This window comes from Pseudomonas sp. GWSMS-1, from assembly GCF_049847425.1.
In the GTDB taxonomy this organism is placed as follows: domain Bacteria; phylum Pseudomonadota; class Gammaproteobacteria; order Pseudomonadales; family Pseudomonadaceae; genus Aquipseudomonas.
Map to the genome: position 1 here is coordinate 1,188,049 of NZ_JBMHHV010000005.1, position 21,427 is coordinate 1,209,475.

General features: G+C 61.5%; 21 protein-coding genes and 3 pseudogenes. 4 read left to right on the forward strand and 20 right to left on the reverse strand.

Going from position 1 to position 21,427, the window contains the following annotated elements:
- Positions 1 to 21: 21 nt before the first annotated feature.
- From ACEPAJ_RS09145 to ACEPAJ_RS09160, 4 genes are all read right to left on the reverse strand, one after another.
- Entirely contained in the window at positions 22 to 1,731 is a 1,710-nt protein-coding gene (locus tag ACEPAJ_RS09145; protein ID WP_425914581.1) for an ATP-dependent nuclease, read from the reverse strand.
- Positions 1,732 to 1,988: 257 nt separating this feature from the next.
- Positions 1,989 to 2,792 carry a hypothetical protein gene (locus tag ACEPAJ_RS09150; RefSeq protein ID WP_425914582.1) on the reverse strand — a complete coding sequence of 268 codons (804 nt, stop codon included), beginning with the start codon at positions 2,790 to 2,792 and terminating at the stop codon, positions 1,989 to 1,991.
- Between the two features lie 196 nt (positions 2,793 to 2,988).
- Entirely contained in the window at positions 2,989 to 3,501 is a 513-nt protein-coding gene (locus ACEPAJ_RS09155; protein WP_425914583.1) for a hypothetical protein, read from the reverse strand.
- A 166-nt stretch (positions 3,502 to 3,667) separates the two neighbouring features.
- A complete protein-coding gene (locus tag ACEPAJ_RS09160) occupies positions 3,668 to 4,762 on the reverse strand; it encodes a hypothetical protein (protein ID WP_425914584.1) in 1,095 nt (364 codons plus the stop codon).
- Positions 4,763 to 5,076: 314 nt separating this feature from the next.
- On the opposite strand from ACEPAJ_RS09160, the gene ACEPAJ_RS09165 reads away from it, so the two are divergent.
- Both ACEPAJ_RS09165 and ACEPAJ_RS09170 read left to right on the forward strand, forming a co-directional pair.
- Complete coding sequence (locus ACEPAJ_RS09165; protein ID WP_425914585.1) at positions 5,077 to 5,649, forward strand: hypothetical protein; 573 nt, start codon at positions 5,077 to 5,079, stop codon at positions 5,647 to 5,649.
- On the forward strand, positions 5,613 to 6,404 hold the full coding sequence (locus ACEPAJ_RS09170; protein ID WP_425914586.1) for a DUF5623 domain-containing protein: 792 nt from the start codon (positions 5,613 to 5,615) through the stop codon (positions 6,402 to 6,404). Before ACEPAJ_RS09165 ends, ACEPAJ_RS09170 begins: the two co-directional genes overlap by 37 nt.
- A gap of 245 nt (positions 6,405 to 6,649) precedes the next feature.
- Here ACEPAJ_RS09170 and ACEPAJ_RS09175 read toward each other — a convergent pair whose 3' ends face one another.
- Together ACEPAJ_RS09175 and ACEPAJ_RS09180 are read right to left on the reverse strand one after the other, a co-directional pair.
- Positions 6,650 to 7,627, reverse strand: a complete 978-nt coding sequence (locus ACEPAJ_RS09175) for an ArdC family protein (protein WP_425914587.1) — start codon at positions 7,625 to 7,627, stop codon at positions 6,650 to 6,652.
- Between the two features lie 126 nt (positions 7,628 to 7,753).
- Complete coding sequence (locus ACEPAJ_RS09180) at positions 7,754 to 8,047, reverse strand: hypothetical protein (RefSeq protein WP_425914588.1); 294 nt, start codon at positions 8,045 to 8,047, stop codon at positions 7,754 to 7,756.
- A gap of 505 nt (positions 8,048 to 8,552) precedes the next feature.
- Here ACEPAJ_RS09180 and ACEPAJ_RS09185 point away from each other — a divergent pair.
- A complete protein-coding gene (locus ACEPAJ_RS09185) occupies positions 8,553 to 8,948 on the forward strand; it encodes a DUF3742 family protein (RefSeq protein ID WP_425914589.1) in 396 nt (131 codons plus the stop codon).
- Here ACEPAJ_RS09185 and ACEPAJ_RS09190 read toward each other — a convergent pair.
- The 6 genes from ACEPAJ_RS09190 to ACEPAJ_RS09215 all read right to left on the reverse strand — a co-directional run bounded on the left by ACEPAJ_RS09190 (position 8,937) and on the right by ACEPAJ_RS09215 (position 13,669).
- On the reverse strand, positions 8,937 to 10,478 hold the full coding sequence (locus ACEPAJ_RS09190) for a conjugal transfer protein TraG N-terminal domain-containing protein (RefSeq protein WP_425914590.1): 1,542 nt from the start codon (positions 10,476 to 10,478) through the stop codon (positions 8,937 to 8,939). The two genes, ACEPAJ_RS09185 and ACEPAJ_RS09190, sit on opposite strands and share 12 nt — an antisense overlap.
- Before the next feature lie 10 nt (positions 10,479 to 10,488).
- Positions 10,489 to 10,797 carry a hypothetical protein gene (locus ACEPAJ_RS09195; RefSeq protein WP_425914591.1) on the reverse strand — a complete coding sequence of 103 codons (309 nt, stop codon included), beginning with the start codon at positions 10,795 to 10,797 and terminating at the stop codon, positions 10,489 to 10,491.
- 4 nt (positions 10,798 to 10,801) lie between these two features.
- Positions 10,802 to 12,184, reverse strand: coding sequence for an integrating conjugative element protein (locus ACEPAJ_RS09200; protein ID WP_425914592.1), 1,383 nt, complete (start codon positions 12,182 to 12,184; stop codon positions 10,802 to 10,804).
- Positions 12,181 to 13,080, reverse strand: coding sequence for a TIGR03756 family integrating conjugative element protein (locus ACEPAJ_RS09205; RefSeq protein WP_425917985.1), 900 nt, complete (start codon positions 13,078 to 13,080; stop codon positions 12,181 to 12,183). The genes ACEPAJ_RS09200 and ACEPAJ_RS09205 overlap by 4 nt, the downstream gene beginning before the upstream one ends.
- 35 nt (positions 13,081 to 13,115) lie before the next feature.
- Positions 13,116 to 13,265: a hypothetical protein gene (locus tag ACEPAJ_RS09210; protein ID WP_425914593.1), complete on the reverse strand. Its 150-nt coding sequence runs from the start codon at positions 13,263 to 13,265 to the stop codon at positions 13,116 to 13,118.
- Positions 13,266 to 13,435: 170 nt separating this feature from the next.
- Positions 13,436 to 13,669 (reverse strand): toxin-antitoxin system HicB family antitoxin, encoded by a 234-nt coding sequence (locus ACEPAJ_RS09215; RefSeq protein WP_425914594.1) that lies wholly within the window; start codon positions 13,667 to 13,669, stop codon positions 13,436 to 13,438.
- Between the two features lie 96 nt (positions 13,670 to 13,765).
- On the opposite strand from ACEPAJ_RS09215, the gene ACEPAJ_RS09220 reads away from it, so the two are divergent.
- On the forward strand, positions 13,766 to 14,170 hold the full coding sequence (locus ACEPAJ_RS09220; RefSeq protein WP_425914595.1) for a TraR/DksA family transcriptional regulator: 405 nt from the start codon (positions 13,766 to 13,768) through the stop codon (positions 14,168 to 14,170).
- Between the two features lie 59 nt (positions 14,171 to 14,229).
- Here ACEPAJ_RS09220 and ACEPAJ_RS09225 read toward each other — a convergent pair whose 3' ends face one another.
- The 8 genes and pseudogenes from ACEPAJ_RS09225 to ACEPAJ_RS09260 form a co-directional block, all read right to left on the reverse strand.
- Entirely contained in the window at positions 14,230 to 14,502 is a 273-nt protein-coding gene (locus ACEPAJ_RS09225) for an HU family DNA-binding protein (RefSeq protein ID WP_305253901.1), read from the reverse strand.
- 48 nt (positions 14,503 to 14,550) lie between these two features.
- A complete protein-coding gene (locus ACEPAJ_RS09230) occupies positions 14,551 to 14,880 on the reverse strand; it encodes a hypothetical protein (RefSeq protein ID WP_425914596.1) in 330 nt (109 codons plus the stop codon).
- A gap of 42 nt (positions 14,881 to 14,922) precedes the next feature.
- Positions 14,923 to 17,679, reverse strand: a complete 2,757-nt coding sequence (locus ACEPAJ_RS09235; protein WP_425914597.1) for a conjugative transfer ATPase — start codon at positions 17,677 to 17,679, stop codon at positions 14,923 to 14,925.
- Positions 17,679 to 18,107, reverse strand: a complete 429-nt coding sequence (locus ACEPAJ_RS09240; RefSeq protein WP_425914598.1) for a TIGR03751 family conjugal transfer lipoprotein — start codon at positions 18,105 to 18,107, stop codon at positions 17,679 to 17,681. Before ACEPAJ_RS09240 ends, ACEPAJ_RS09235 begins: the two co-directional genes overlap by 1 nt.
- Positions 18,067 to 19,573: pseudogene (locus tag ACEPAJ_RS09245) on the reverse strand (TIGR03752 family integrating conjugative element protein). The gene ACEPAJ_RS09240 and the pseudogene ACEPAJ_RS09245 overlap by 41 nt, the downstream one beginning before the upstream one ends.
- Positions 19,563 to 20,374: pseudogene (locus tag ACEPAJ_RS09250) on the reverse strand (TIGR03749 family integrating conjugative element protein). Before ACEPAJ_RS09250 ends, ACEPAJ_RS09245 begins: the two co-directional pseudogenes overlap by 11 nt.
- Positions 20,371 to 21,011: pseudogene (locus ACEPAJ_RS09255) on the reverse strand (PFL_4703 family integrating conjugative element protein). Before ACEPAJ_RS09255 ends, ACEPAJ_RS09250 begins: the two co-directional pseudogenes overlap by 4 nt.
- A complete protein-coding gene (locus ACEPAJ_RS09260) occupies positions 21,008 to 21,421 on the reverse strand; it encodes a TIGR03750 family conjugal transfer protein (RefSeq protein WP_425914599.1) in 414 nt (137 codons plus the stop codon). The pseudogene ACEPAJ_RS09255 and the gene ACEPAJ_RS09260 overlap by 4 nt, the downstream one beginning before the upstream one ends.
- Between the last annotated feature and the right edge of the window lie 6 nt (positions 21,422 to 21,427).

Consider the following 21,427-nt stretch of genomic DNA (forward strand, 5'->3'; position numbering starts at 1 on the left):
CTGAGCTTGGTTGCTAGCTCCTCAGACATGTTCTGCCCATGCCCAAAGCTTGCCAAGCTCAAGTGCGAGGTTCTTTTTGGCGAAATCAGCGTCGAGGAAGGCTTGGTTTACCGCCTTAAACCATAAGTCACCTCTGGTGGTGTCCTTGAACCAGCTGGACTTCTTCGCCGCGACACCTATGGCGGTACGCAGCTCAGGACTGTCTTTCCAGGAGCCAGTGTCCTTGTCTAAATGTCCTGCCAGGAGCCTACAACGCACGTGGTCGTACACCGGGAAATTCAGTTCGTCTTGGGCGAGCTTTAGACTAGCCAGCACGCTTGGCCACGGAAGATCCTGAAAGGCCCGCTCCTCCAGTGAAAGCTTGTCGCTCCACTTCAGAACCGGGATGTTCAGATCCGCTAGCTCTTTCTCATCCTTTGGAGAGAACTGATCTTCGGCGTCCCCGTCAGCGAGCACCGTTACGTCATAGCCAAGCGATTTGAAAGCCTTCGCAAGTGCCTTTACCTTGCTGCCTCCCTTTGCATCTAGCAGCGCAACACCGTGGAAGGACAACGGATCCTTCTTGCTCGCCATCTGGAAGTCGTCAAAACCTCTCAGGAAGCCGACCTCTGTTGCGCCTTCGCAAACCACCACCTTCTTTGCCAGAAATGCATCGGTGCTTAACCGAATCTTCCCCTGAACCTCGAGATCCTCGAGGCCGTCTTTGGCAGCGGAAATGATCTGAACCACACCGTCGGTGTTGTGAACTATATGAAGCTCATTCACGGTGAGTTCGCGCAGCACGGTTGGAGAGTGGGTCGTGAGGAAATACTGCCCTCGTTCGTCATCTCTCACGTGCTTAATGAGGCGGGTGATCCGGTGTGGCTCCAGGCCAAACTCCACTTCATCAAACAAGGTGATGTGGCCTTCTTCTAGCCCCACAGTCTGAATGCCACACAGAAGCATGCGGCGCGATCCAAGACCCAGCTGACGTAGCGGCATATCGCCGTCGTGCAGCGACAGCCCGCCCACTTTCAGATTTATGGAGCTCAGGTCAAGGTGAGCTTTGTAGGCATCCACCACAGGTACGCCGAGCAGCTTGGCCATCTCTTGTGATTTCGCCGCAGCAGCATCGAAGTTCGCAAGATTGACATCACGATCAGTGTCCAGCGATGTCCTGGCGTTTCTGGATACATTCGCCAGCAGCTCATTCAAACTCTGTGCTTCCGTGATTTTGGCCAGCGCAGTTCCATTCGCCCAGGACAGCTGCTTCTCACTGTACGCACCGATGAAGCCCACACTGACTTTGTTTCTGTCAGCTTGCTTGAACGGTGTTCCCTCTGGGCTCCGATCACAGACCACGATCCACTTCGGTTCTAGGTCCTTTTCGACCGTGAGCCGTATGGTCAGAACATGCTCCAGATGGTCGTCCGGCTCGTCCGCGAGAGTCCGAGCAGCTCCGTCCCAGCCGCGGAGGTAGGGGCCGTACTTGTGTAGTGAGTAGAACTCTTCAGCCAGATTGCCAATCGTGACTTCTATGGTGATGGTGTTCTCGACCTTGCACTGAAAGAAGTCAGAATCGCTGAGCGTGAGATTCCACTGGGGGTAGAACGTAAATCGGATTGCCTCCAGGATCGTCGACTTGGAGGAGTCGCCCTTCCCTATGAAGCAGAAGATGTCGGATGCGGGAAGGGCCCAGTCAAGCTCTTTCACCCCACGAAAGTTCTTGATCGAAATTTTTCTGATTTTCACCGAGCAGCGTTCTCCATAACTTCGTAAATGAAACTGGGGCTAGTGATGGCCCACTCGCCACAGTTCGTCCTTGGTGGTGCTATTCGCCTTTTACCCTCCCACTGCAGCTTAAGACATCCACCATAAAATGGATAATGCTAGTCCTGCAGGCGGAAGTTTCCGGCCCTAAAGTGAGTAATATCCCGCCACTCATCAGCAGCTTCAAGCGGGGTTAGGCCACGCGCTTTGAGAAACTCGCTCTGAGCTGGTACTTCCTCTTAGCGGTCGCGCTCGCGCTGCCGGAAGCGCTTAACGAAATCGCCATCAATAAGCTTGTCGACATCAAGATCTAGGGCGCAGTTGACCAGCGACGCCAGGGTGTTATCAGACAAGCTGAAGTCGTTCGGAATGAAGCCGTGTGCGCTGATGCTGTTGTCTTTGATGCGAGCGAAGTATGCCTTCAGGAAGTCGGACAGACCTGGGCGGCGACTTTCCGTGGCCGACGCAGTGGCAGGATCCCGCGCATAGATTTCTACGTTTTGGGCATCTTCACCAATGGCCTGAACGACGGCGCTCAGTGTTGGCCAGTATTTCAGGTCGTACTGGCCCTTCAGAGAGTCCAGGCGCTCTTTTACATGCCACTCGAAAAGGTGAATTGCCTCTGACTCGGCCGCAACCTCCACAGGATCGAGGGCGTGGTGGAAGGTGTCGCAACTGAAACTGGAGGTTTCCTTAAATTCGTCGCGTCGGGCGAGCAGTTCGGCGAGATCCTCTGCTACTGCGGCGATCCGCATGTTGATGTCGGTGAGCTCTTTTCGCGCCTGACGGGCTTTGTTGAGTTTCTCAGGGCTCCACGCCATGGGCGTCGAGGTGAATACGTCGAAGAACGCCTCCAGGGCTCGATGGCGGTGATATAGCGACGCGTGGAGTTCCTCGTATGCGTCGCTCAATTCATTCCGCCGAGCGAGCATGAGCTCAATAACCCGGTTTACGCTTGGCCAGATTTTGTGCGCCTGGTTGTACTCCAAATCCGATCGAAGAATCGCTTCGCAGACTAGAACGGCTTGAGATGGGGTGCCCATTGTTCGAGTTACCTACCCGTGGAAGATGCGCCAAAACTAATGCGCAGCGACTCTCTCGTCGGTACCTGTAAATAAAAAAATCCGAGGCCTGTAGGTACCTGGCCCTTTCTTCACCATCCATATGCCTCCCTATTCTCCCGCCCCGGCGACCCACGCAGTAGGTCATGGATCGCCGGGGCCTTGGGAGAGCCCAGGTTTAGTTAACCTGGAAAACCTTGAGTTCTAAATGGTAGAGGCATTGCTCGACGGGGATGTCCGGATCGCATGCCAGTCGGATAACCGCTGTTTCACCGACAGCCAAGGGGGGCAAGGAGCCCCGTGCCTCGTAGGTATGCTGATCTGGTTTCTCAATGGGCAAGCTTCCGGGCAGCCTGGTGAAGCCATTCAAGTGGTGCTGGCGAATGTCGTAGTCGAATGCCACGCCATTCTGCCAGCTGGGTTTGAGCGTGAACTCAACACCGGTATTGATGTACCCAGCGACCGTCTTAACCTTGTTGCCGTCATGCACAGTGCTTTTGTTGTAGCGGTGTGCGGACAGGCCTCTGTACGGATATGGGCCGCCGTCCAGCAACTTTGTGATGGGAGGCTGCCCATCAACCAGCTCTCCATTGTGGAAAAGCTTCCAGTCGAAGATGACATTGGTTGGTTGGGCCGCATGGGCAGGAAGCGATAGCGCGATAGCAGCGAGCAGCAAAGCGTTCTTCAGCATAGGTTCGACAGTTCCGTTGAGGTCTAGGCAAATCGCCTACTTAAGATCCTATGCATACCGCTGGTCCGGTGCATTCCAATTTGGTGTTTTTACCTTCGACCAACAAAATCCAGGCAGTCAGGAGGTGGCTTTCGCTTGTGGACCGTGTTCTGAAGGCTTGGGGTAGTCAGGTAATGGTGACGAGGCGAAGGATGCGGTCGACCGGGCGATACTCTAGGGCTACAACTACTCGCTCCGGGTGGCCACCGATTCGCGGGAACTCAAGCAGGATGTTGAACTTGCTGAGCTGGTGGGTCGGTTGACTCACCCAATCGAGGTTGTACAGATAGTTCATTCGCAGCTTGCTTCGGATCGCGGCTTCAAGCTCGGCCTTGGTCAGCTCTGCCAAGCCGGCCTTTTGCAGCTTTCCTAGCTTCGTGATCTGCAGGTACTTATGGAACTTGGCATCCTCAATCAGGACCGTGAACTCTGCCAGCGGTGCTACAGCAGGGGACATGGCCCTTACCGCGATCTCCAGGTCATCGTCGGTGACATCGAGCAGCAGGCGCTCAGGTTTGTACGAAAGGAATGTGCCGAAGTAGATCGACTGAAGGCTCCTGAGTCGGAAACCCTGTTTCACGTAGTCATGCTGGTGGAGGTTGAAATCCTGCGTGTTCGGTCGATCATCTTCGTGCCCCATTATGACTGTATCGCCATGCTTGATTACATAGTTCATCAGATTCAGCGAGGTGAATGTTTTGGCTGCGCTTGAGTAAGTGCACGGCAAGTAGCCTACGTAGGCTCGAAGCTGCTGGAGTTGAGAGTGGACGGCAGCAACAGCACCTTCGGACAGATTGTTCACGTACAAGACGAAGCACGTATCGGGCAGACGAAAACTCGGTTTTGTGCTGACGACCGCGGGATCCAGCAGCCTGCGCGCAAGCATATCGCTCGAGCCGAAAAGCTCCCCTCCCAGGATGCTGTGCGTCGTTTGGGTATCCAGCGCGCTAAAGAGTGCTTCGGAGCACCCCACTCCTGGCACGAAGCTCTGGGCACAAAGACCCGTATCGAAAAGGAACGCAGCCTCGTGCTTCGTTGGTTGCGGGGTCAGGGCTGTCCTGAGCAGGGCGTAGTCGATACCCTTGGCTTTAAGGATACCGACGCAATCGCCATGGAATTTTTGGATCTCAGCAAAGGTGCTTGCATCGCTGAGGGAGAAGCACTCACGCATTACAGGGAGCAGAACATTACCGCGAGCGTTCAGGGTATGAATCGAGGGCATGTCGTAGTACCTATAGCGCGAGTGCGTAAGCATAGGCGTTTATGCACCCCATTCCAGAAGCTTTCTCCCGTTACGAACAGGCAGCTTTTGGCCGGTTAGCGACGGCCTGGCTTTGGCCGTCGCTATGCTTGGCCTTGCATTGGCCCTGACTCGTTGCTAGATTGTTGATGCGCTGGGTATGCGCACCTCACCCGTCAGTGACAGCTGGAAACGGCACTACCCTCGGTGATATCAGCTCAAGGCCAAGGTTTTTTTCGTGGCTCCTTAGCATCGTAGGCGGGTGGCGTGTGCATATGGGGGCGAGGAGAAACACCATGCGCCACCATTCGAATTCCGCTCTGCCCTCAACTCTGTCCGGCATCAAACGATTGGCTAAAGCCATCGGCCGGCTAAATGAAATCCCCCATACCCAAGCTCTCGATCGCGTTGCTCAAACCTGCGGCTATCAGAACTTTCACCATGCCCGACATGCCTTGGAGCGCGTGAGCGCGAACGATCAGTCGCTGCGGAGTTCCTTCAGCATCTATCTGTCCGCATATTGGCGTGATGCGTCGACGAAGTCGATGACTGCTGGGTTGGAAACGCTACAGATCGAGCTGCCCAAACCGTTACTGTCGATTCTGCAGAGACATCAGTGTGGCTCGGCACGTAATCTCGAAGCGTTCTTCATCGAGTTCGATGACCACCTGGAGATGCGCCCGAATGTGGATTCACAAGCGCGGGCACGCGAACTGCTGTATCGGGCGGCGCTGACGCTACAGTTCATGGAAGCTACCGGCATGCGTCCGGCGACGACTAGGGTCCAGCGGAAAAAATGCAGGTCGTTGAGGATTTACCTCAACACGATCATATGTCGCGCTGGCTGTCTCCGTCGGGGCAGTGGGTAGTTCTGGACGAGCCCTATGCCCATGTCGCAAAGCCGGACGTGGTGGAACGTCGCTGCGCCTGGTTGGAGCGCAACGGACTGCATTTGTTGCGGCCGGCATGGGGCGGACTCTATGTTCCGGGTGAGGCGGTTCCCCACCTGATCAGTGTCGATAAGGAATTGCTGGAGGAAGTGGTGACAGTGATCGAGTCCATGCCAAAACTGATTCCGCAAAGCATGGACGATTGGCAAGGCAGCACTGACGACTACAGATTGCAGTTCGTAAGCCCGGCGCGTCAGGCTGCAGGCATCAAGCGTAAGCCTCGCCCAGGGACCACCCATGCCTGGAGCAAGAACGCGATTCAGTACACGCAGCGCCCTGGATTCAAGCCGAATTGGCGCCCTGACCAAGCTAAGAGCCTGTCTAATCATGTTGAGTTGGGTGAAACCTTGCAGCGGCTGAATGCGTCAGGCATTCCCTACGCAACCTATGAAAAACTCGGTGTCATCCGCTCGGAGCTTGAAGATTGGATGTACGCAGAGAACTCCCGATACAGCCGTAAACCCACTCGAGATGAGGGGGATGCCTACTACAGCGGAAATGATTTTGCGCAGTTCGAGACCGCGGAGGATCAGCTGGCGGCGATTGAACGTGTGCAGTTTCTATTGATGGGTTCGTACCTTGATTGCGTGCCGCTGCGCAACATGCTCAAGCGATTGGCTGCGGCGCGTGCCGTGTTGGTCGCTGACATGCGCGCAAGGTCAGCGATTGCTTAAGGCGATTATGAGGGCGGAGAAATGGGCGGCAAGTGCTGCCCATTTCGTTGGGGCTTGGATGTCCGCACTGCTGCGTGCGCTCATCAGGAGAGCTTCCCCCGACATCCGAGCCTGTGGTCCGCTTTTGGCCGCTTTCTGCCTGTCACGAATTGCTGGCTTTGGCTTACCTCTGCTGGTGGTCATGTCAGTGCAATTGCGTACAAAGAACAAGGCCCAGCTTTCGCCGGGCCTTGTTTAGTTGCCTGTTATATGACCATGACAAGAGCCGCATCCTTGTCGTCGGTGCTGGCCTGATCATCCGCGACTTCGTCCAGTGCCCGCGCCAAACCAAGCACATACTCCGAGGCTTCCCGGGCCTGGCCGCTGGCGCGGAAGATCGCGCGTTTGTCGGCCTTGAGCAGGGCCAGCCAGAAGTCGAGATAATCCTCGTGCCGCAACTCCCCCTGAATGCCGGCCTGGGCGCAGAGGAAAGCGGCGCCCATTTCCGCGACCAGTTCCTCGAAGGCATAGCTGGCAGAGCCGAACGGGGACGGCGAGGTTATCCCTTCGCGTTGTAGTCTCGAGTAATGACCGCTCCAGTGGGTCAGTTCGTGCAGGGCGGTGGCGTAGTAGCCGCTTTCGTCGTGGAATTGCGCTTTGGTCGGCAGTTGGATGAAGTCCAGAGTCGGATGGTAGAAGGCCATATCGGCGGGCTGGTGCACGATTCTGGCACCCGAACTCAGTAGCAGGTGTTCCGCACAGGCGTTGGCCTGAAAGGATAGCCCTGAGTCTGCTTCGGTCGGTGCTTCGTCGAACGATTCGACGCCTTCTGTCTGCTCGATATTGAACAGAAAGTGCGTCCGCAGGATGGCGAAGCGCACGACCTTGGCATTGCCGCTCTCGTCGAGCACGACCCGGCCTGACTCGTCCTGCTCTTGACGCTCCATGGGCTTGTAGAGAACTGCCAAGGTGCTGCGTTCGCCTTTGCGGATATGGCCGCCGGCTTTCTTGGCCTGGTTGAAGGTGAGCCAGCGATCCTGGCTGAACCCCTGCATCCCGGCTGCAGCCCAGAGTAATGGCAGGTTGATGCCGGAGTAAGGACGGCGAGTGATTGCATTGATGGGGTAGGGCTGGGGGCTGGGGCCCGAAGAGCCGGTTGAGGACCAGGGCTTGATCCAGGGCACGACCCCTTGATCCAGGGCCGCAATGATCTTGTCGGTGACGTCTTGGTAGATGTCGTGCATGGCGTTCTCCTCATGAATGACGCGAGGAACGCCAGCCCAGCGGGGGAGGGTTCCCCGCTGGGTGGTGTGTTGAATGTGTAGGTTGGCCGGATGCAGGGACGAGCCCTGGTGGCTCCGGCTAGATGTCTAGTCCTGGTGCTCCCGGTGTAGGGAAATCAGCAGGGCGACAGGTTGATCTGGTTCCTGGACCAGGCTGAGGCGCAGTTGCGACCACTGGCCGTTCTGCGGGTGTCCCTCCGGAGCGATCTGGACCATCTGGAAGTCCACATGGGGCTCGCGTGGATAGCTCAGGAAGGCTTCAAGGGCCGCACGCAGTACATAACCCAGCCGATTTTCCAGCGGCTGTGCCGAGGTGACGGCGGGGTTGAGCAAGACCGATTCTTGCCAGGCCGCCTCGGTGAACGTGACCGGAAGGCTCATGCAGAGCACGGGTGGGGGGAATTGATCGGACATGACTAACCTCCAATATCGAGGCGCGGAAAAAGCCGGTCCTCTGCGGGACGCTATTTCCCACAGGGGCGGATGAAAAATTGGCAGGGGTTGGCGTTTCGAACGAAGCCCGAGTACGCCTGGAGTGGAGGAGTGGGCGTTCGTCACCGCCGAAGCGATGACCGTGCGAGCCTCCGAACGCTGATCGCACTTGGGCAAGAACCACCACGGATGTGGCGTAGCCTCGAAGGTCCCGGCTACCTGGGCAGGTGCTGTCTGCGACAGCGTTCCCTACTGACTAATTAATGGCGCTGTAGGTGGGTGTCAAGCAGAGGGGGCGCTATGAGTTATCGAGCTTTTCCACTGTGTTCCAGAGCAAGCTGATGGGACGGAAAAGTGCCGCTATGAACTGATGAACGGCCAGATCAGTCTCAATAAACACTGGCCAGGCTGTGCTAGAACGTAACCATTGAAATGCTAATCCAGAGGTTGCTTCATGACTGTCACCCGTCCCGCAACAGCCTCCCGCGCAAGCCGCTGGGCGTATGCGTGCGGTATGGCATTGAAGCGCGGTTATCGACGGATAAACGCGTTCGAGTTACGCCTTGCTGAGCGGGCTGCTGCTGGCGTGCCCGTTGGAAAGCCGCTTGTGCGTGGCGGCTTTCTGATCGCCAAGCTGACCTTGGTGGGTGTGCTGTTTTTCATCAGCTTCTGGTTGGTCGCTTCCGTGGTGGCGATGCTGGCCGTTATCGCTCTTCTACAGCTCAGGGCGTTTATAGGCGTTGATGTTGAAGAGGAGGACTCTGGGCCAGATTATTTGGGAGCTGATCTCTACATTGGCGATTTCGATGACAAGGGCCACTACATCGGTGGCAGCAAGTCATCGAGTTGAGCCTTTAGCTGAACCCAGTATTTGCCCTGCACCTTTGCCAGCTGATTCACTTGCCGCTTTACCTCCATTGCCCAGCATGCCCTGAATTCCGTTGCCTACGGAGTATCCCGCCCAGCTCATCGCCGCCAGAAACAGCATCGGCAGCACGAGGAACATCGCGCCCATCACATATTCGATCACCTGCGCCGTCACCGTTCCACCTGAAAAGCCGGCTGTAGGCAGCGTAAGGATAAGACGATCGGCGGTCGCTACCTGGTGGTACAGGGTATCGAGCATGCTCGAGTCCACCCAGCGCGCCAGCTCCCACCAAAAGGTCAGCATGTGCAAGGTGAACAGGGCGAAGGTCAGGGTCATGACCGTCTTTAACTGGTAGGTGCTGATCAGCAGGATCAACGGCAGGCTGATGATCACGCCCATGATCAGAAAGGCCTGCACCATTGGCAGTGCGGTACGCAGCGCGTTGAGGGCAGGGAAGTTGCTGAGGGTGCCCAGGGCCAGGCCGGTGTTGGTCGCCAGGTTGTTGAGGCCGTGCATGATCGAGCTGCCGCGGGCGCTGGAACCATACTCCTGGTAGATCTGTCCTGGCGCCATGGTCATCGACTGCTGACGGGGGCTGACCAGTTCGCGCAGCGTCGCATCCTCGATTTCGCTGGCGGAGCGGCCCGTTAGCCAGCTTTTCAGGCGATCCAACAACGATGCGTCGAGCTGCTGGAGCAGGCGCTCGCGCAATCCGACTCCGCTGTCGTTCCACCACTGCCGACAGCTCGGATACCCCGCGCCATTGTCGAGGCGCGGCAGGGAGACATCGCGGCTTTCGTCGTAAGGCCAGCTCACCCGCGGCGTGCGTGAGCGGTCCGTATCGTAGTAGCCGGGCGTATCGAGGAAATAGCGCGAGCCGATCCAGGACGTGTCATGACTCTGCGCCTTGTCCAGCACCGGGCGGTTGGTGAACAACCGCGAGCGGGAATAGCCGTAGCAGTCGCGGGTGAAGTCGGCGACCTCCTGCAGCAGCACCTGGCTGTCGATGCGCGAGCTGTCGATCTCCATGCGCATCTGCCGAATATCCGGCGTGCAGGGAATCGCCGCGGTGGCGGCCGCCGTCACGCCCTTGCTCAGGGCATGTACCAGGAACCACCAGACCGGCACGTTGGCGGATTGCTCGCCGATGGTGTTGAAGGTGGCGGCCCAAGCCGTTTCTGCCGGCGTGGTCACACTGACCCCGCAGCGTTGGCTGGCCGCATCGTCGAAAGCCATCGCGGCCAGGGTCAGCGGGAAGATCGGCATGCAGCCGAATAGCAGCACGATATAGGCCAGCCACAATCGGTTTTCGATCCGTGGCACCGAGAGCAGTCCCTTGTTGCCTTCGTCCGCACCTTGCTGACGGGCTGACAACCATTCCTGCAGGATAATCGCGGCGAAGGGCGCGGCGAACAGGCCGGTATCGGACAGGATGTTCCAGATGCCGTTGTTGATGATCCAGGCCAGCAGGGAGAGGTAGAACTCCAGGTAGCTGTTGGTGCTCATGAGCATGGGGGTGGCCTCACAAGCGGGTGAGTTCGACGCCGGTGAAGAGCACGAGCCCCATGATCCCGATACGCGTCACCCGCAGCCGCGCAGGGGGACTCTCCCGGTGGCGCCGCAGCAGATCCAGCCAGAGCGCGAGGAGGGCAGCGTAGAGCAGCGCGCGCCACAGCCGTAGATAGGGTTGGGCGGACTCGAACGCCTGCTGCCAGGCCTCGAAGCTGCCCAGCAGTGCGCTGCCGACCCGTAGGGTGATAACCGCCGCCAGGACCATTAGCGCGGCAATTCCCAACCCGGAGAGCAGTGTGGCGGTTAGCGAGCGTTGCATGGGCTCACTCCTGTCGGGCGTCGGCGTCGTTGAGGCGACCAGGTTCGGGGTCGCCTTGTTCGACGGTACGGGATGCCTCGGCCCCACCGGCGTGCCGGTCGAGCACCAGGCTGGCGGTATTGGTGGCCAACATCTGGCGGACCTGCAGTTCGGTTTGCAGCAGGCGGATTTCGCGCTCCAGGGCGTCGATGTTTTTCGCCAAGGCGGTCTGTGCCGGCTCGGCGGAGGCGACGTTGGGTTCGTGGCTGCCCGCCAGCAGGGTGCGCAGCAGCAGGAGCGCCTTGTCAAGGACGCTGGACAGGGCCGTCTCGCTGGCCAGCCGCCGCGCCAGCAGATCCTGGTCGGGGTCGTCACGCAGCGCTTCGATCACCCCACGCGTCACCGGCAGCATGGGACTGGAGGCTTTGCCCAGGTTCTCCGCAGTCGGTGATGCCGCGCCCGACAGCAGATCGTGCAGTGCCTTCAGGTGGTCGCTGTAGGTTTCCTGGATCAGCGGCGTCAGCCCGCTGCCGGCGGTTGCACGCAGGGTTTCGCAGGTGTCGCAGGTCGCCACCTCGGTCTCGCCCAGCACCCGCACGGCCCATTCGGACACGGCCTGGGGCGAGGGCCAGGCGCGGCAGATGGCGCCGCCTTGGCAGCCGCTGTCGTCGATCGCGGCGGGATTATCCACCGGCCGGTTGTGCAGCAGGTTGTAGCCCGCGCGTACCACGTCGGACGTCACCCGGATCGGCACCTGACCGTCCCCGCCGGCATTCTGGCCGCCGACCCAGGACACGCCGTTGTTACCGTTATTGGTCTCGGTGTTCTTCACCGCGGTGACCGCGTCGCCACCCGCTTGCTCCAGGTTGCCCTGCATCTCCTGGTTCCTGGCCAGGGCGCCCCAGCCGGCTTGACCGACCCTGTCCGCCATCTTCTCGGCCATGGCCTGGCAAGTGAGCTTGGAACGATCGAAGTCGATACGGCCCTGCATCACGCCATTACTGAGCAGTTCGTAGAGGCCGGGATTGGCGCGCTGGATGATCAGCGCAGGCAGCGACATCACCGCCTGGGTGGCGTTTTGCACGATCTCGCCCATTATCCGCTGGAAACCGTCGGTGGCCCCGTTCAGCTGGTTCTGCAGGGTGGTGGCGAGGTCCATGTTTCCGCACATCATATTGGCGCGCCAGGACAACCCCACACCGATACCGCTGGGCCGATAGAGCGAGCTGGGCGAGCCCACCGCCGAGCCGCCGCCGATGCTGTACATCACCCGGTCGTCGAGCACTTGGCCCTGGTTACCCAGCCGGTAATCGTCTTCGGCGGCGCCGGTGTGCAGCGCTGCGCTCAGCAACACGCAGGCGCTGAAAAGCAGTGGGCCAGGACGAGGCCGTGCAGGTGAACGACTCATGGGGCGTTACCTGCGAAGTCGAGGCTGAACAGGAAGGTCTGGCCTTCGCGTTTGCAGCAGCTGTAGGGGCGCCACAACGACCAGGCGTAGCCGCCATCCGCGCTCTGCAGCGTATCGCTCGGGAAGATTGCGCAGGTGTTCTGGCGTTGGGGGTAGAGCAACTGCCACTTATGGGTCGAGCCATCGTTTTCGACGATCGGTCCGGGCGGCCAGTAGCCGTCGCGTGACGCCGGGGTGAGCGGCCAATACACATGCGGCTGGCCGTTGCGGGTGGTGACGTCGCCAGCCCGCTGCGCCATCACCGCGGCGGCTTTGAAGTCGTCAGGCTGGACCACAAAGCCCTGCCGCGGGTAGACATTGCCCCACATGTTGGCAGAGGCCTGGCTGCCGATTTCGCGAAGCCCCAGGGTGACGGACTCGGGATAGACACTCTCCGGGATGCCATAGCGCCAGGCCAGCGTATCCAGGGTGCTCAGGAAATAGGGCATGAGCGCGGTCGCGCCGCTGGCACAGGCATAGCCGGATTGCGCAGCCAGTTGCGTCGCCGCCCAGCCGCCGGGGTGGCCGATGGCGTCGACGTTCTTGAAGCGGGGCAGGTTGTCGCGCCGTGTGTTTGGCGTGATCAGGTTACCGCCGCCTTCCGCACCGATGATCGGTGAGGAGAGCGGCGCCATGTCAGACCAGGGGTTGTTGCCCGTGGTGGCGTAGCTCGACACCACCAGTTCGGGGATGAAATGCCGCACCTTGGTCGAGGTGCGCACCGAGCAGCCGGAGGCAGTGCAGTGCAGCCAGAAGCAGATACCGACAACCCGGTACTCGAGGCAGCTCGGCGATAGCACGCTGGCAGCGATGCTGCCGGTATCCAGCGCCACGCTCGGGCCGGATGCCAGCAGCATGGCCAGAGCCAAGGGGCGCAGTTTCGCCTGGCCGATCATGGCTGGCGCTCCCGCTGCTGGCCGGTGCGATCAAGCGCCATCCGCACGTCGGGATGCCGGTCGATAATGACTCGCACAGCGGTGTTGCAGGTCTGCCCGCTCGGTAGAGCGGCAACCCAGGGCATGCAGCGCAGGTGTTCGAACATGATCCAGGCTCCAGAACGGTCAAAGGTGACCCGGGAGCAGGATCTAACCGGGCGCTAATGGCTGTCCCGGGGAAAAGTGGATATGAGGATGTCGGTTTAAGGAAAGGGCGAAAACGGCCTTGCTTGCTGCGGGCGATCGTCGTCACCCTGGAGTCCAAGAACGGCGTATGTCATCTGGTCGAGGGCGTCTGAGCAACCTGACGCCGCTGTTGGTTGGGCTGGGTGGCGGCAGCGTGCACTGCAGGGCGAATGCGCAGCATTATCTTGCCGGACGCCGACTTCTGCGGGCTGACCCCGCGCTCGGCGCAATCGGCCAGGCAGTCATTCACGCAGGCTTGGGACGGATAAAGGACGGCAGCCGTGGCTGCATGCAGGGCTTTCAGGCTGGCTCCGATGACGATCAATGTTGGATAATTGGCCCTTGAGGCGCTGGAGCGGCGAGATGAGTGTGAGCTCAGCTATCCAGAAAGCGGAGCAGATGGGTGAAGAGGATGCATGGCATGACACGAGATGAATTACTTGCGGCCGCTGAGTCCGATTACATGAATGACGCCCAATTGGCTTTTTTCAAGGCACTGTTGCTCGCCCAGTTGGACGCATGCAACGAGCGTGTCGAGAGCGGCAGGGCAGGTCTGGCCGAGCTGGAACGACCGATTGATGTGGCCGATGCTGCCTCTGTCGAAGAGGAGCGCATGACGCTGCTGCACCTGATTGATCGCGACCGCAGGATGCTTCCCGCATTCCAGCAAGCTTTGGTGCGGATCGACGATGGCAGTTATGGTTGGTGTGACGAGACCGGCGAACCAATCGGTCTACAACGGCTGTTGCTGAGCCCCACCACAGCCTTGTCCGTCGAGGCCAAGCAACGCCAAGAATTGATAGAGCGGCATATGAGCCAGGCCTGAGTGGCTTGCGCACATGCAAAAGGGCCTGAATAAGGCCCTTTTTTCGTTCTGAGACGCGCTCAGTTCACCGCATCTTTCAGTGTCTTGCCGGCCTTGAAACCGGGCAGCTTGGCTGCTGCGATCTTGATCGTGGCGCCGGTTTGCGGGTTGCGTCCATCGCGTGCAGCGCGTGCCTTCACCGCAAAGGTACCGAAACCCACGAGGCTGACGCTTTCACCATTTTGCAGGGCAGAAGAGATGGCGCCGGTGATGGCATCCAGGGCGCGGCCAGCAGTGACTTTGGGCAGGTCAGTCGAGGCGGCGATGGCTTCAATCAGTTGAGCTTTGTTCATGGGCGGTTCCTTCTGGCGGTCTGATAAGGAGCGGATTATAGCCACGCTTTATTCAGTGGTCTGGTGAATATCCAGAACGGCCCAGACTTCCAGCCCTTGCTGGCGCACCGCTTTCTCGGCTTCAAGCCGCGCGCTAAGGGTGCTGATCGAGGAGGACCGGTGTGCGAATCTGAAGGCAGGGCCCCCAGTTTTCTGTCTGACGCTCAACTCGACAAGGGTGTAAACCGTAGCCCGCTTGGCTTTTTCTTGCGGGGTTGATGCTTTTGGGGATGCAGGGCCAAGGCCTAATGCCTTGCGCATTTCAGCTTCCGATATCTGCTTGGTACTCAAGTGGATCGCTTCCTCAGGGGACTCATAGTTAGCCGTTCGCAGGGGCATAGGCTGCGCTCGTTGCACTGCGTGTTTGCGGTGAACATACGTTCAATCTGACGGCCCGATGCCTCGGGCCATATCGATGCGCTCTGCCATGCGAAACGCCGCCTCCAGCTCCGAGCAGTTGTGCGCTTGCATCAGCATCCAACGTTCGGCTTTTTCCTCCGGCTCGGTCATGGCCAGGGCGAGGTAGAGGCTGGGCGGTACGACACGGAACAGCGTTTCGAGGTTCTTCGACAGCACCACCCCTTCGGTGTATTTCCCCGCCTCTTTGCTGGCGGAGAGTAATAGCGCCTTCTGGGCGGGGGTAAGTTTCTTGAAGCGGGCGATCTCCTCGATCTCCGCTGGCGGCATGTTCAGGCAGATCCACCATTCGATCATGTTGAGCATGGTCTGCGCGGCATTGGGGAAGTCGGCTAGGTTCTGTGTCGCCAGCCAGAACCAGGCGCCCAGCTTACGCCACATCTTCGTACCCTTGACCACGAACGGCGCGAGCAGCGGGTGCTTGGTGATGATGTGGCCCTCGTCGGTGACCATGATGATGGGCCGGCCCAGGTACTGGTCGCGTTCGGCGAGGTTGTTCACCGTGTTCATCAGGCTGATGTAGCTGATGGACAGCTGCGCCTCGTAGCCTTCGCGAGCATAGGTCGCCAGGTCGACAATCGTTACATCGCTCTCCGGCCAGGGTGTGCCTTCGCGGTCGAACAGTTCGCCCTCGAAGCCCTGGCAGAACAAATCGATGGACTCGCCCATTTCCTGGGCGCGCTCGCGGCGCCTGTCCGGCAGGGCCGGATTGGCGGCGACACGCAGCAGGGCACCGCGTATGTCGCGGGTCAGTACCTGCCGGCCGGCAGCAGCGCAGGTGTGCGCGGCATCGAGGATGCACTCGCGGATCAGGCTGCGGTCGGCGCGGCTCATGCGGGCCTCTTCCTTGGCCTCGCCACCGGTGATCATCAGGCGCGCGGTGATTTCCAGCTCGCCGAGGATGTCGCGCTGCTCGTCGTGGTCGACGGTCGTTTCATCGTCCGGCACCTCGATCGAGAGGCTGGCGACCTGGTCCGGTTGTTCGACCAGGCGCACTGCGTCGGCATAGGGCGCAAGGCTGACCGGGGCGCCGGGTTTCAACTGCACCTTGTTGACCGACAGCCCCAGCGTCGAGAAGTAGTCGCCCTGCAGGCCGAACGAATTGCCCGCCTCGACGATGAACAGGCGAGGGCGGTACACGGCCATGATCTGCATGAGCAAGGTCACCAGAGTGGCCGACTTGCCCGCGCCGGTCGGGCCGACCAGCAGCAGGTGGCCATTCATGGCGCGATCCAGGCGTGACAGCGGGTCGAAGCTGAGAGGCGAACCGCCGCGGTTGAACAGGGTGAGTCCCGGATGTCCGGTACCGGTGCTGCGGCCCCAGACCGGCGTCAGATTTGCCAGGTGCTGGGCGAACATCAGCCGGGTATACCAGTTGCGGGTATCGCGCCGCGGGTTGTAGACCATCGGCAGCCAGCGCAGGTAGCTGTTGCAGGCCGCCACCTCATCGCCTTCGCGTACCGGCTGCAGGCCCGTGCCGAGCAGGGCATTGGCCAGCGTGATCGAGCGCCGGTGCAACTGCTGCTCGTCGCGGCCGCGCAGGTAGAACGCCAAGGTGCCGCGATACAGCTTGTGCTTGCGCCCGATGATCGCCCGCGCCTCTTCGACATCCTGGCGGGTCTGGGTCGAGGCCAGGTTTTCGCCGATGGCTTTACGGGCCAGGCGGTTCAACTGCTCCTCGAGCGCGTCCTGGGGTTTGACCACCAGTGTCAGGCTCATCACCGTGCCCTCCGGCAACTGGTCGAACAGGGCATTGATCGCATCGCCCTTGCTGGTTTCGCCGGTGAGTTGGCCGATCGAGGGCGGACGGCGCAGTTTATCCACCACCATCACCCGGTGGGGTTGGCCGTCGAAGTACCAGAGCCCGCGCTGCGCATCCGAGCGCGGCTCGTTGAAGAACAGGCGCTCAGTAAAGTCGTGGTCGAAGGGCAATTCCAGCGACTCGCCGTCGCCTATCTCCGGATAGGCCTCCCGGGCGTAGAACGCGGCGGGCGGCTCGTCGGTGAGCGCAGGTGCCGGGTTGAACCAAGGCAGCAGCCAGGCGTAGAGACCACGGCCATCGACCGCGAGTGACTGCACCCCGCAGGCCCGCAGCGCGGCACCGATCCGTTCGCACGCCTGACGCAGGGCCTGTATGGGGGCAAGCCCGCTCTCGTCGTCATCGGCGCCGACCCAGCGATAGAGCACCAGGCGAACCCGGCGGTTGTTGCCGCGCCACGGCAGGTGGGTGACGACCTTGTCGTCGAACAGGCCGTCCGGTTTGGCGACCGCTTTGAGGTGGCGACGGGTCAGCTCCAGGTACGCCTCGGTGAGGACGCTGCCGCGTGCGCGGTCCTGGATATAGGCGGTGAGCCGGTTCAGGTGGGGGCTGAAGTCGCCGTCGTCCTGGCAGAAGAACTGCACGACCCAGGGCGATGCCTCCAGCTCGTCGAAGCTGTCCTGCAGGGCATCCTCGACCGCGTCGCGGGCCGTCATCAGCCAGTCGGGCTCGCGCCCTTCGGTGCCGATGGGCGTCAGCTCGAACAGGGCGCCCACCGAGCGATTGTCATCCAGCAGGAAGCATTGCTCGGCATCGAGGTATTCGACCCAGGGCAGGTGATCGGTAAAGCTGGGATTGTGGGCATACAGCGCGGCGGCGTCGGCCAGGGTGGCGCGTGGTTGCTGTGGGTTGCGCCAGGGCTTCCACGCAGTGGCATTGCCAGCCGGTTCGCGGGTAGCCATTACAGGTCTTCCTGGCGTTCGCCAGGCAGGGCGTATTGCACGCGTTGGTAGAACGGGAAGACCGTCGAGTAGCCTGGAATCGGCGCTTGTTCCGTGCCGCTCAAATGCGGGTAGACATACATCACCAGGTCGGGATTGGGCAGGCGCGGAAACAGGCTGCGAACCTCGTTCGCCGCGCTACGGGTATAGGGTTCTTGCAGATGCGCGGCGAGGTCTACCGAGGTCAGCGGCCGGCGCAGTTGTTGCCGGGCGTCGAGCAGTTGCTGCTGGGTGCCCGGTGCACCGGCGCCGTTCCAGATCTCCAGCATGCTCTGCCCGCCATGGGGCAGCAGTGTTTCCTTGTCGGTGGAGCAGCCCGCCAGCGCCAGGCACGCGCCTGCGGCGAGACTAATCCAGGTCGGGCAGGGTGACGTGGGGGGTGTGTTCATGGCGAACGCTCCGGCCGTTGGGCTCGTAGTCGAGGGTGATCTCGTGGTCGAGGTGCAGCGCCACCTGGGCGGCCGGCGGCACGTACACGGCGGCGAAGGCTTCGCCATAGAGCTTGTTGACCCAGGCGCGGATGTCGCTGACGCCGCCGGAGAGGATGGCGTTGAGGGCGCTGTTGCCGCTGCTGCTGCTGACGCCGAGGGTGCTGTCGCCGGAGCTGACCAGGCTGCTGTTGCTGCGCTCGTCACCGAGCAGGGCGGCCACCCCGGCGCCGGCCGCGGTGATCAGGCTCTGGCTGCCGAGGTACTGCTGGGCGTTCGAGCGGCGCACCCCGGCGATGCAGGGGATGCCGTAGGGGTCGGACAGGTAGCCGAGTCCGCCGCGGATCCTGTCGGTGTTGCTGTTCTGCGCGGTGGCCGTATTGCGGCTGACCACCGCCCGCGGTTCCGGTACGGTGCGGATGGTGCCGTCGGTGAACACGAAGGTGATCGACTCGACCTGGCCGCGCACGCAGGACAAGGTCCAGTCCCCCGACGCCGTGCCGCTCATGACCGCGCCGGCCACCTCCGGCAGGTCAATGCCATTGGCGGTCAGGTTCTCGGGGCCGACCAGCACCTTGAAGGGGTAGGGGTCGTTCACCGTACCGTCGACCGGCACCCGCCCGATTAGCGCGGTCATCGCCACCGAGCCCATCAGGGTGGCGTTTTCGGGGAGGGTGTAGACCGGCCTGGCGCCCTCGCTGCGGTCGACCGGGCGGGCCAGGTCGCCCCCACTGTTGCTCACCGCCCGCAGCTGCTTCTGGCTGCGATCAATGGCGCCGCCATCCAGCCCCAGCGAGTTGAAACCGGAGGGCAGGTTCAGGGGGATGTGGGTTTGGCGGCATCGTGCTCACTGGCCGGTTGGCTGCCCGAGGGCTCGATCCACAGCATGGCGTCGCCCGTCGAGCCACCCTCGAACGGGCTGCCGTCGCCGGGTTGCAGCCCCAGGCCCACCGGTAAATCCTGGTCCTTGCCGGCCAGGCTGGAGAGTTGCGCCTGCAGCTGCGTCAGCAGTCCACGCGCCTGGCGGCTTTCTTCCTCGGCTTTGCGCCTGACCTCATCGGCCTGCCGGCGGTCTTTCTCGGCCTGCTGGGTCACGCCGCCGAGGGCATGCTGGATCCGCCGGTCGACGCCGCTTTCCCGCTCCCGCAGGCGGGTGTTTTCCTGTTGCAGGGTTTCGTTGTTCTTTTTCATGCCGAGCATTTCGCTGCGCATGGCTTTTACCTGACCGACCAGGGTGGCAACTGTGTCGCGCGGTGTGTCGCCGGCGATCCCGAGCGACTTGGCCTGTTCGGCGGAGAGTTCGAGGTGCTGCGGGTCGCTCGGCCTTCACGAGGGTCGTCATCGGTCACCCAGCTCTTCAAGATGATCAACGCCACCGCCAGCAGTGCCCCCGGCACCAGCCATTTGAGCAATACGTTAGCCTTCATCGCCGTCGCCTCGCGTGCGCCCTGGCGCTGGCAGCACCACCCGCTCCAGACCGGAACCCCGGGTGATCAGGTAGGCGACACTGGTGTCCTCGGCGCTGCCGGCAGGCCCCAGGTCGGCGTGCTGGAAGGTGGCGGCAAACAGGCTGGCCTGCAGCCGGCGGGGATCGAGCTGCACGTGGCCCGCACCGCGATTGCGCAGCTTCACCGCGGTCACCCAGTAGTCGCCCAGCCGCCAGGCCGCAATCGGCGTGCTGGCAACGTTTTCGGTTGGCAGCAGGGTCGGCAATTCGCCTGTGAGCTTCAGGGGCACGCGGCGTACGCCGGGTAAGGCATCCACGGTACGCAAGGGGGTACAGGCTCTGCGCTGCATAACGGGTCAGCATGACGGGAATCGGCGTAGGCGTCGCACTCGGGGGACTGGTAGAGGACTCATCAGCAGCCTGGTTGGCATCGTTGCGAACGATACGCACCGGCTCTAAGGGGTGCTCACCGGGGCTTGCCGCGATATCCAGTAGGATGACCTGCCCCGTCGCCACCGATTGCAGCTGCAACCGGGACGGGCGATGGTCTCCGCGGCCAGCAGGTACAGGGTGCCGCCAGTCGACTGCACGCGCAGCTTGCCGGCCAATGCGGCGGGTAGGCCGACCCGGACATCTTCGTCGAGGAACACCACGCGCTCATGACCGACCACCAGCGGCACAGGCAGGGGCAGGCGCTCCCAGCGCATCAACTCGACCGCGTTGGCCGCGACGCTGGACAGCCCAGGACCATGGCCAGCGCCAAGCTGGAGAGTCGTTTCATCTCGCACCTCCAGGTAGGCTGAGTTTCTGCGGCGTCCCCTGGTAGCAGTCCAGCGCCAGCCCCCACTTGTTGCGCTCGGGGTCGACGTCGAATCGCACCACACGCAGGGGGTAGCGCACCACCACGCGTTTGACCGGCTCGGCGGCGAAGTACTCGTCGGCGTTGAGGTCGAGGTTGACCTGCCAGCTGTCCTGGTCGAGCTGCTTGACCCGCAGTGCGGGATCGTCGCTGTAGCCACGGCCCAGCACTTCATAGACGCCGCGCACGCGCTGGCGCAGCTCGCCAGCGGCCTTGCGGTACTCGTAGTCGCCCTCGAGGAAGTGTCGGCAGGCCGGGGTCAGGTAGGACTGCAAGGCATAAATGGCCCGGCGGTAGTCCTGTTCGCCATTGCTGGGCCAGCGGTTGAGCTGACCAAAGATATACAGGGCGAAGGCATAGATGTTTTCGGGGGCACGTCCCACCACAGGCGTGTGCTGCCTGAGCGTAGGTCCGGCGGCACATGCACGGTCAGTGCGCTGGGCGCCGATTGCCAGCCGTACCAGAAGCCGAGGCAGGCCAGCGCCAGGGCCGCGATTGCCAACCGTAGGCTGAAGATATGCGCCTGCTGTGCATCCACCTTGTTACGGAAACGGCTCATGACGGCCACCGCGACAGGGCGGGGCGCAGCCGGCGTGAGCGGCGAACCGTCCACGCACCCGTGTAGAGGATCAGCGTCCTGTGCCTTACACGCCAGCGACTGGCAAGCAGCCACTCCAGCCTGCGGTACAGCCAGGTTTCCGGACGGGCACGTTTCGCCCGACGCAGCAGAGTGCCCCCGACGAACAGCGTCATGGTCATGCCGGCGATCATGCCGGTCGGCGCCACGGCGAGGGCGGCGGTGGCGACGGCCAGCGGCACGCCGAGTACCAGGCCGATAACTGCGCCAAGACCCAAGGCGATCCACATCTCGTCGCTGGTCAGCCCGCGCAGCACGACCGGGTCGCGGTTGAGGCGCTCCGGCAGAAAAGTCAGCGTACCGTCGTCAAGACGTTCGATGGCGTCGTTCATGTGGAC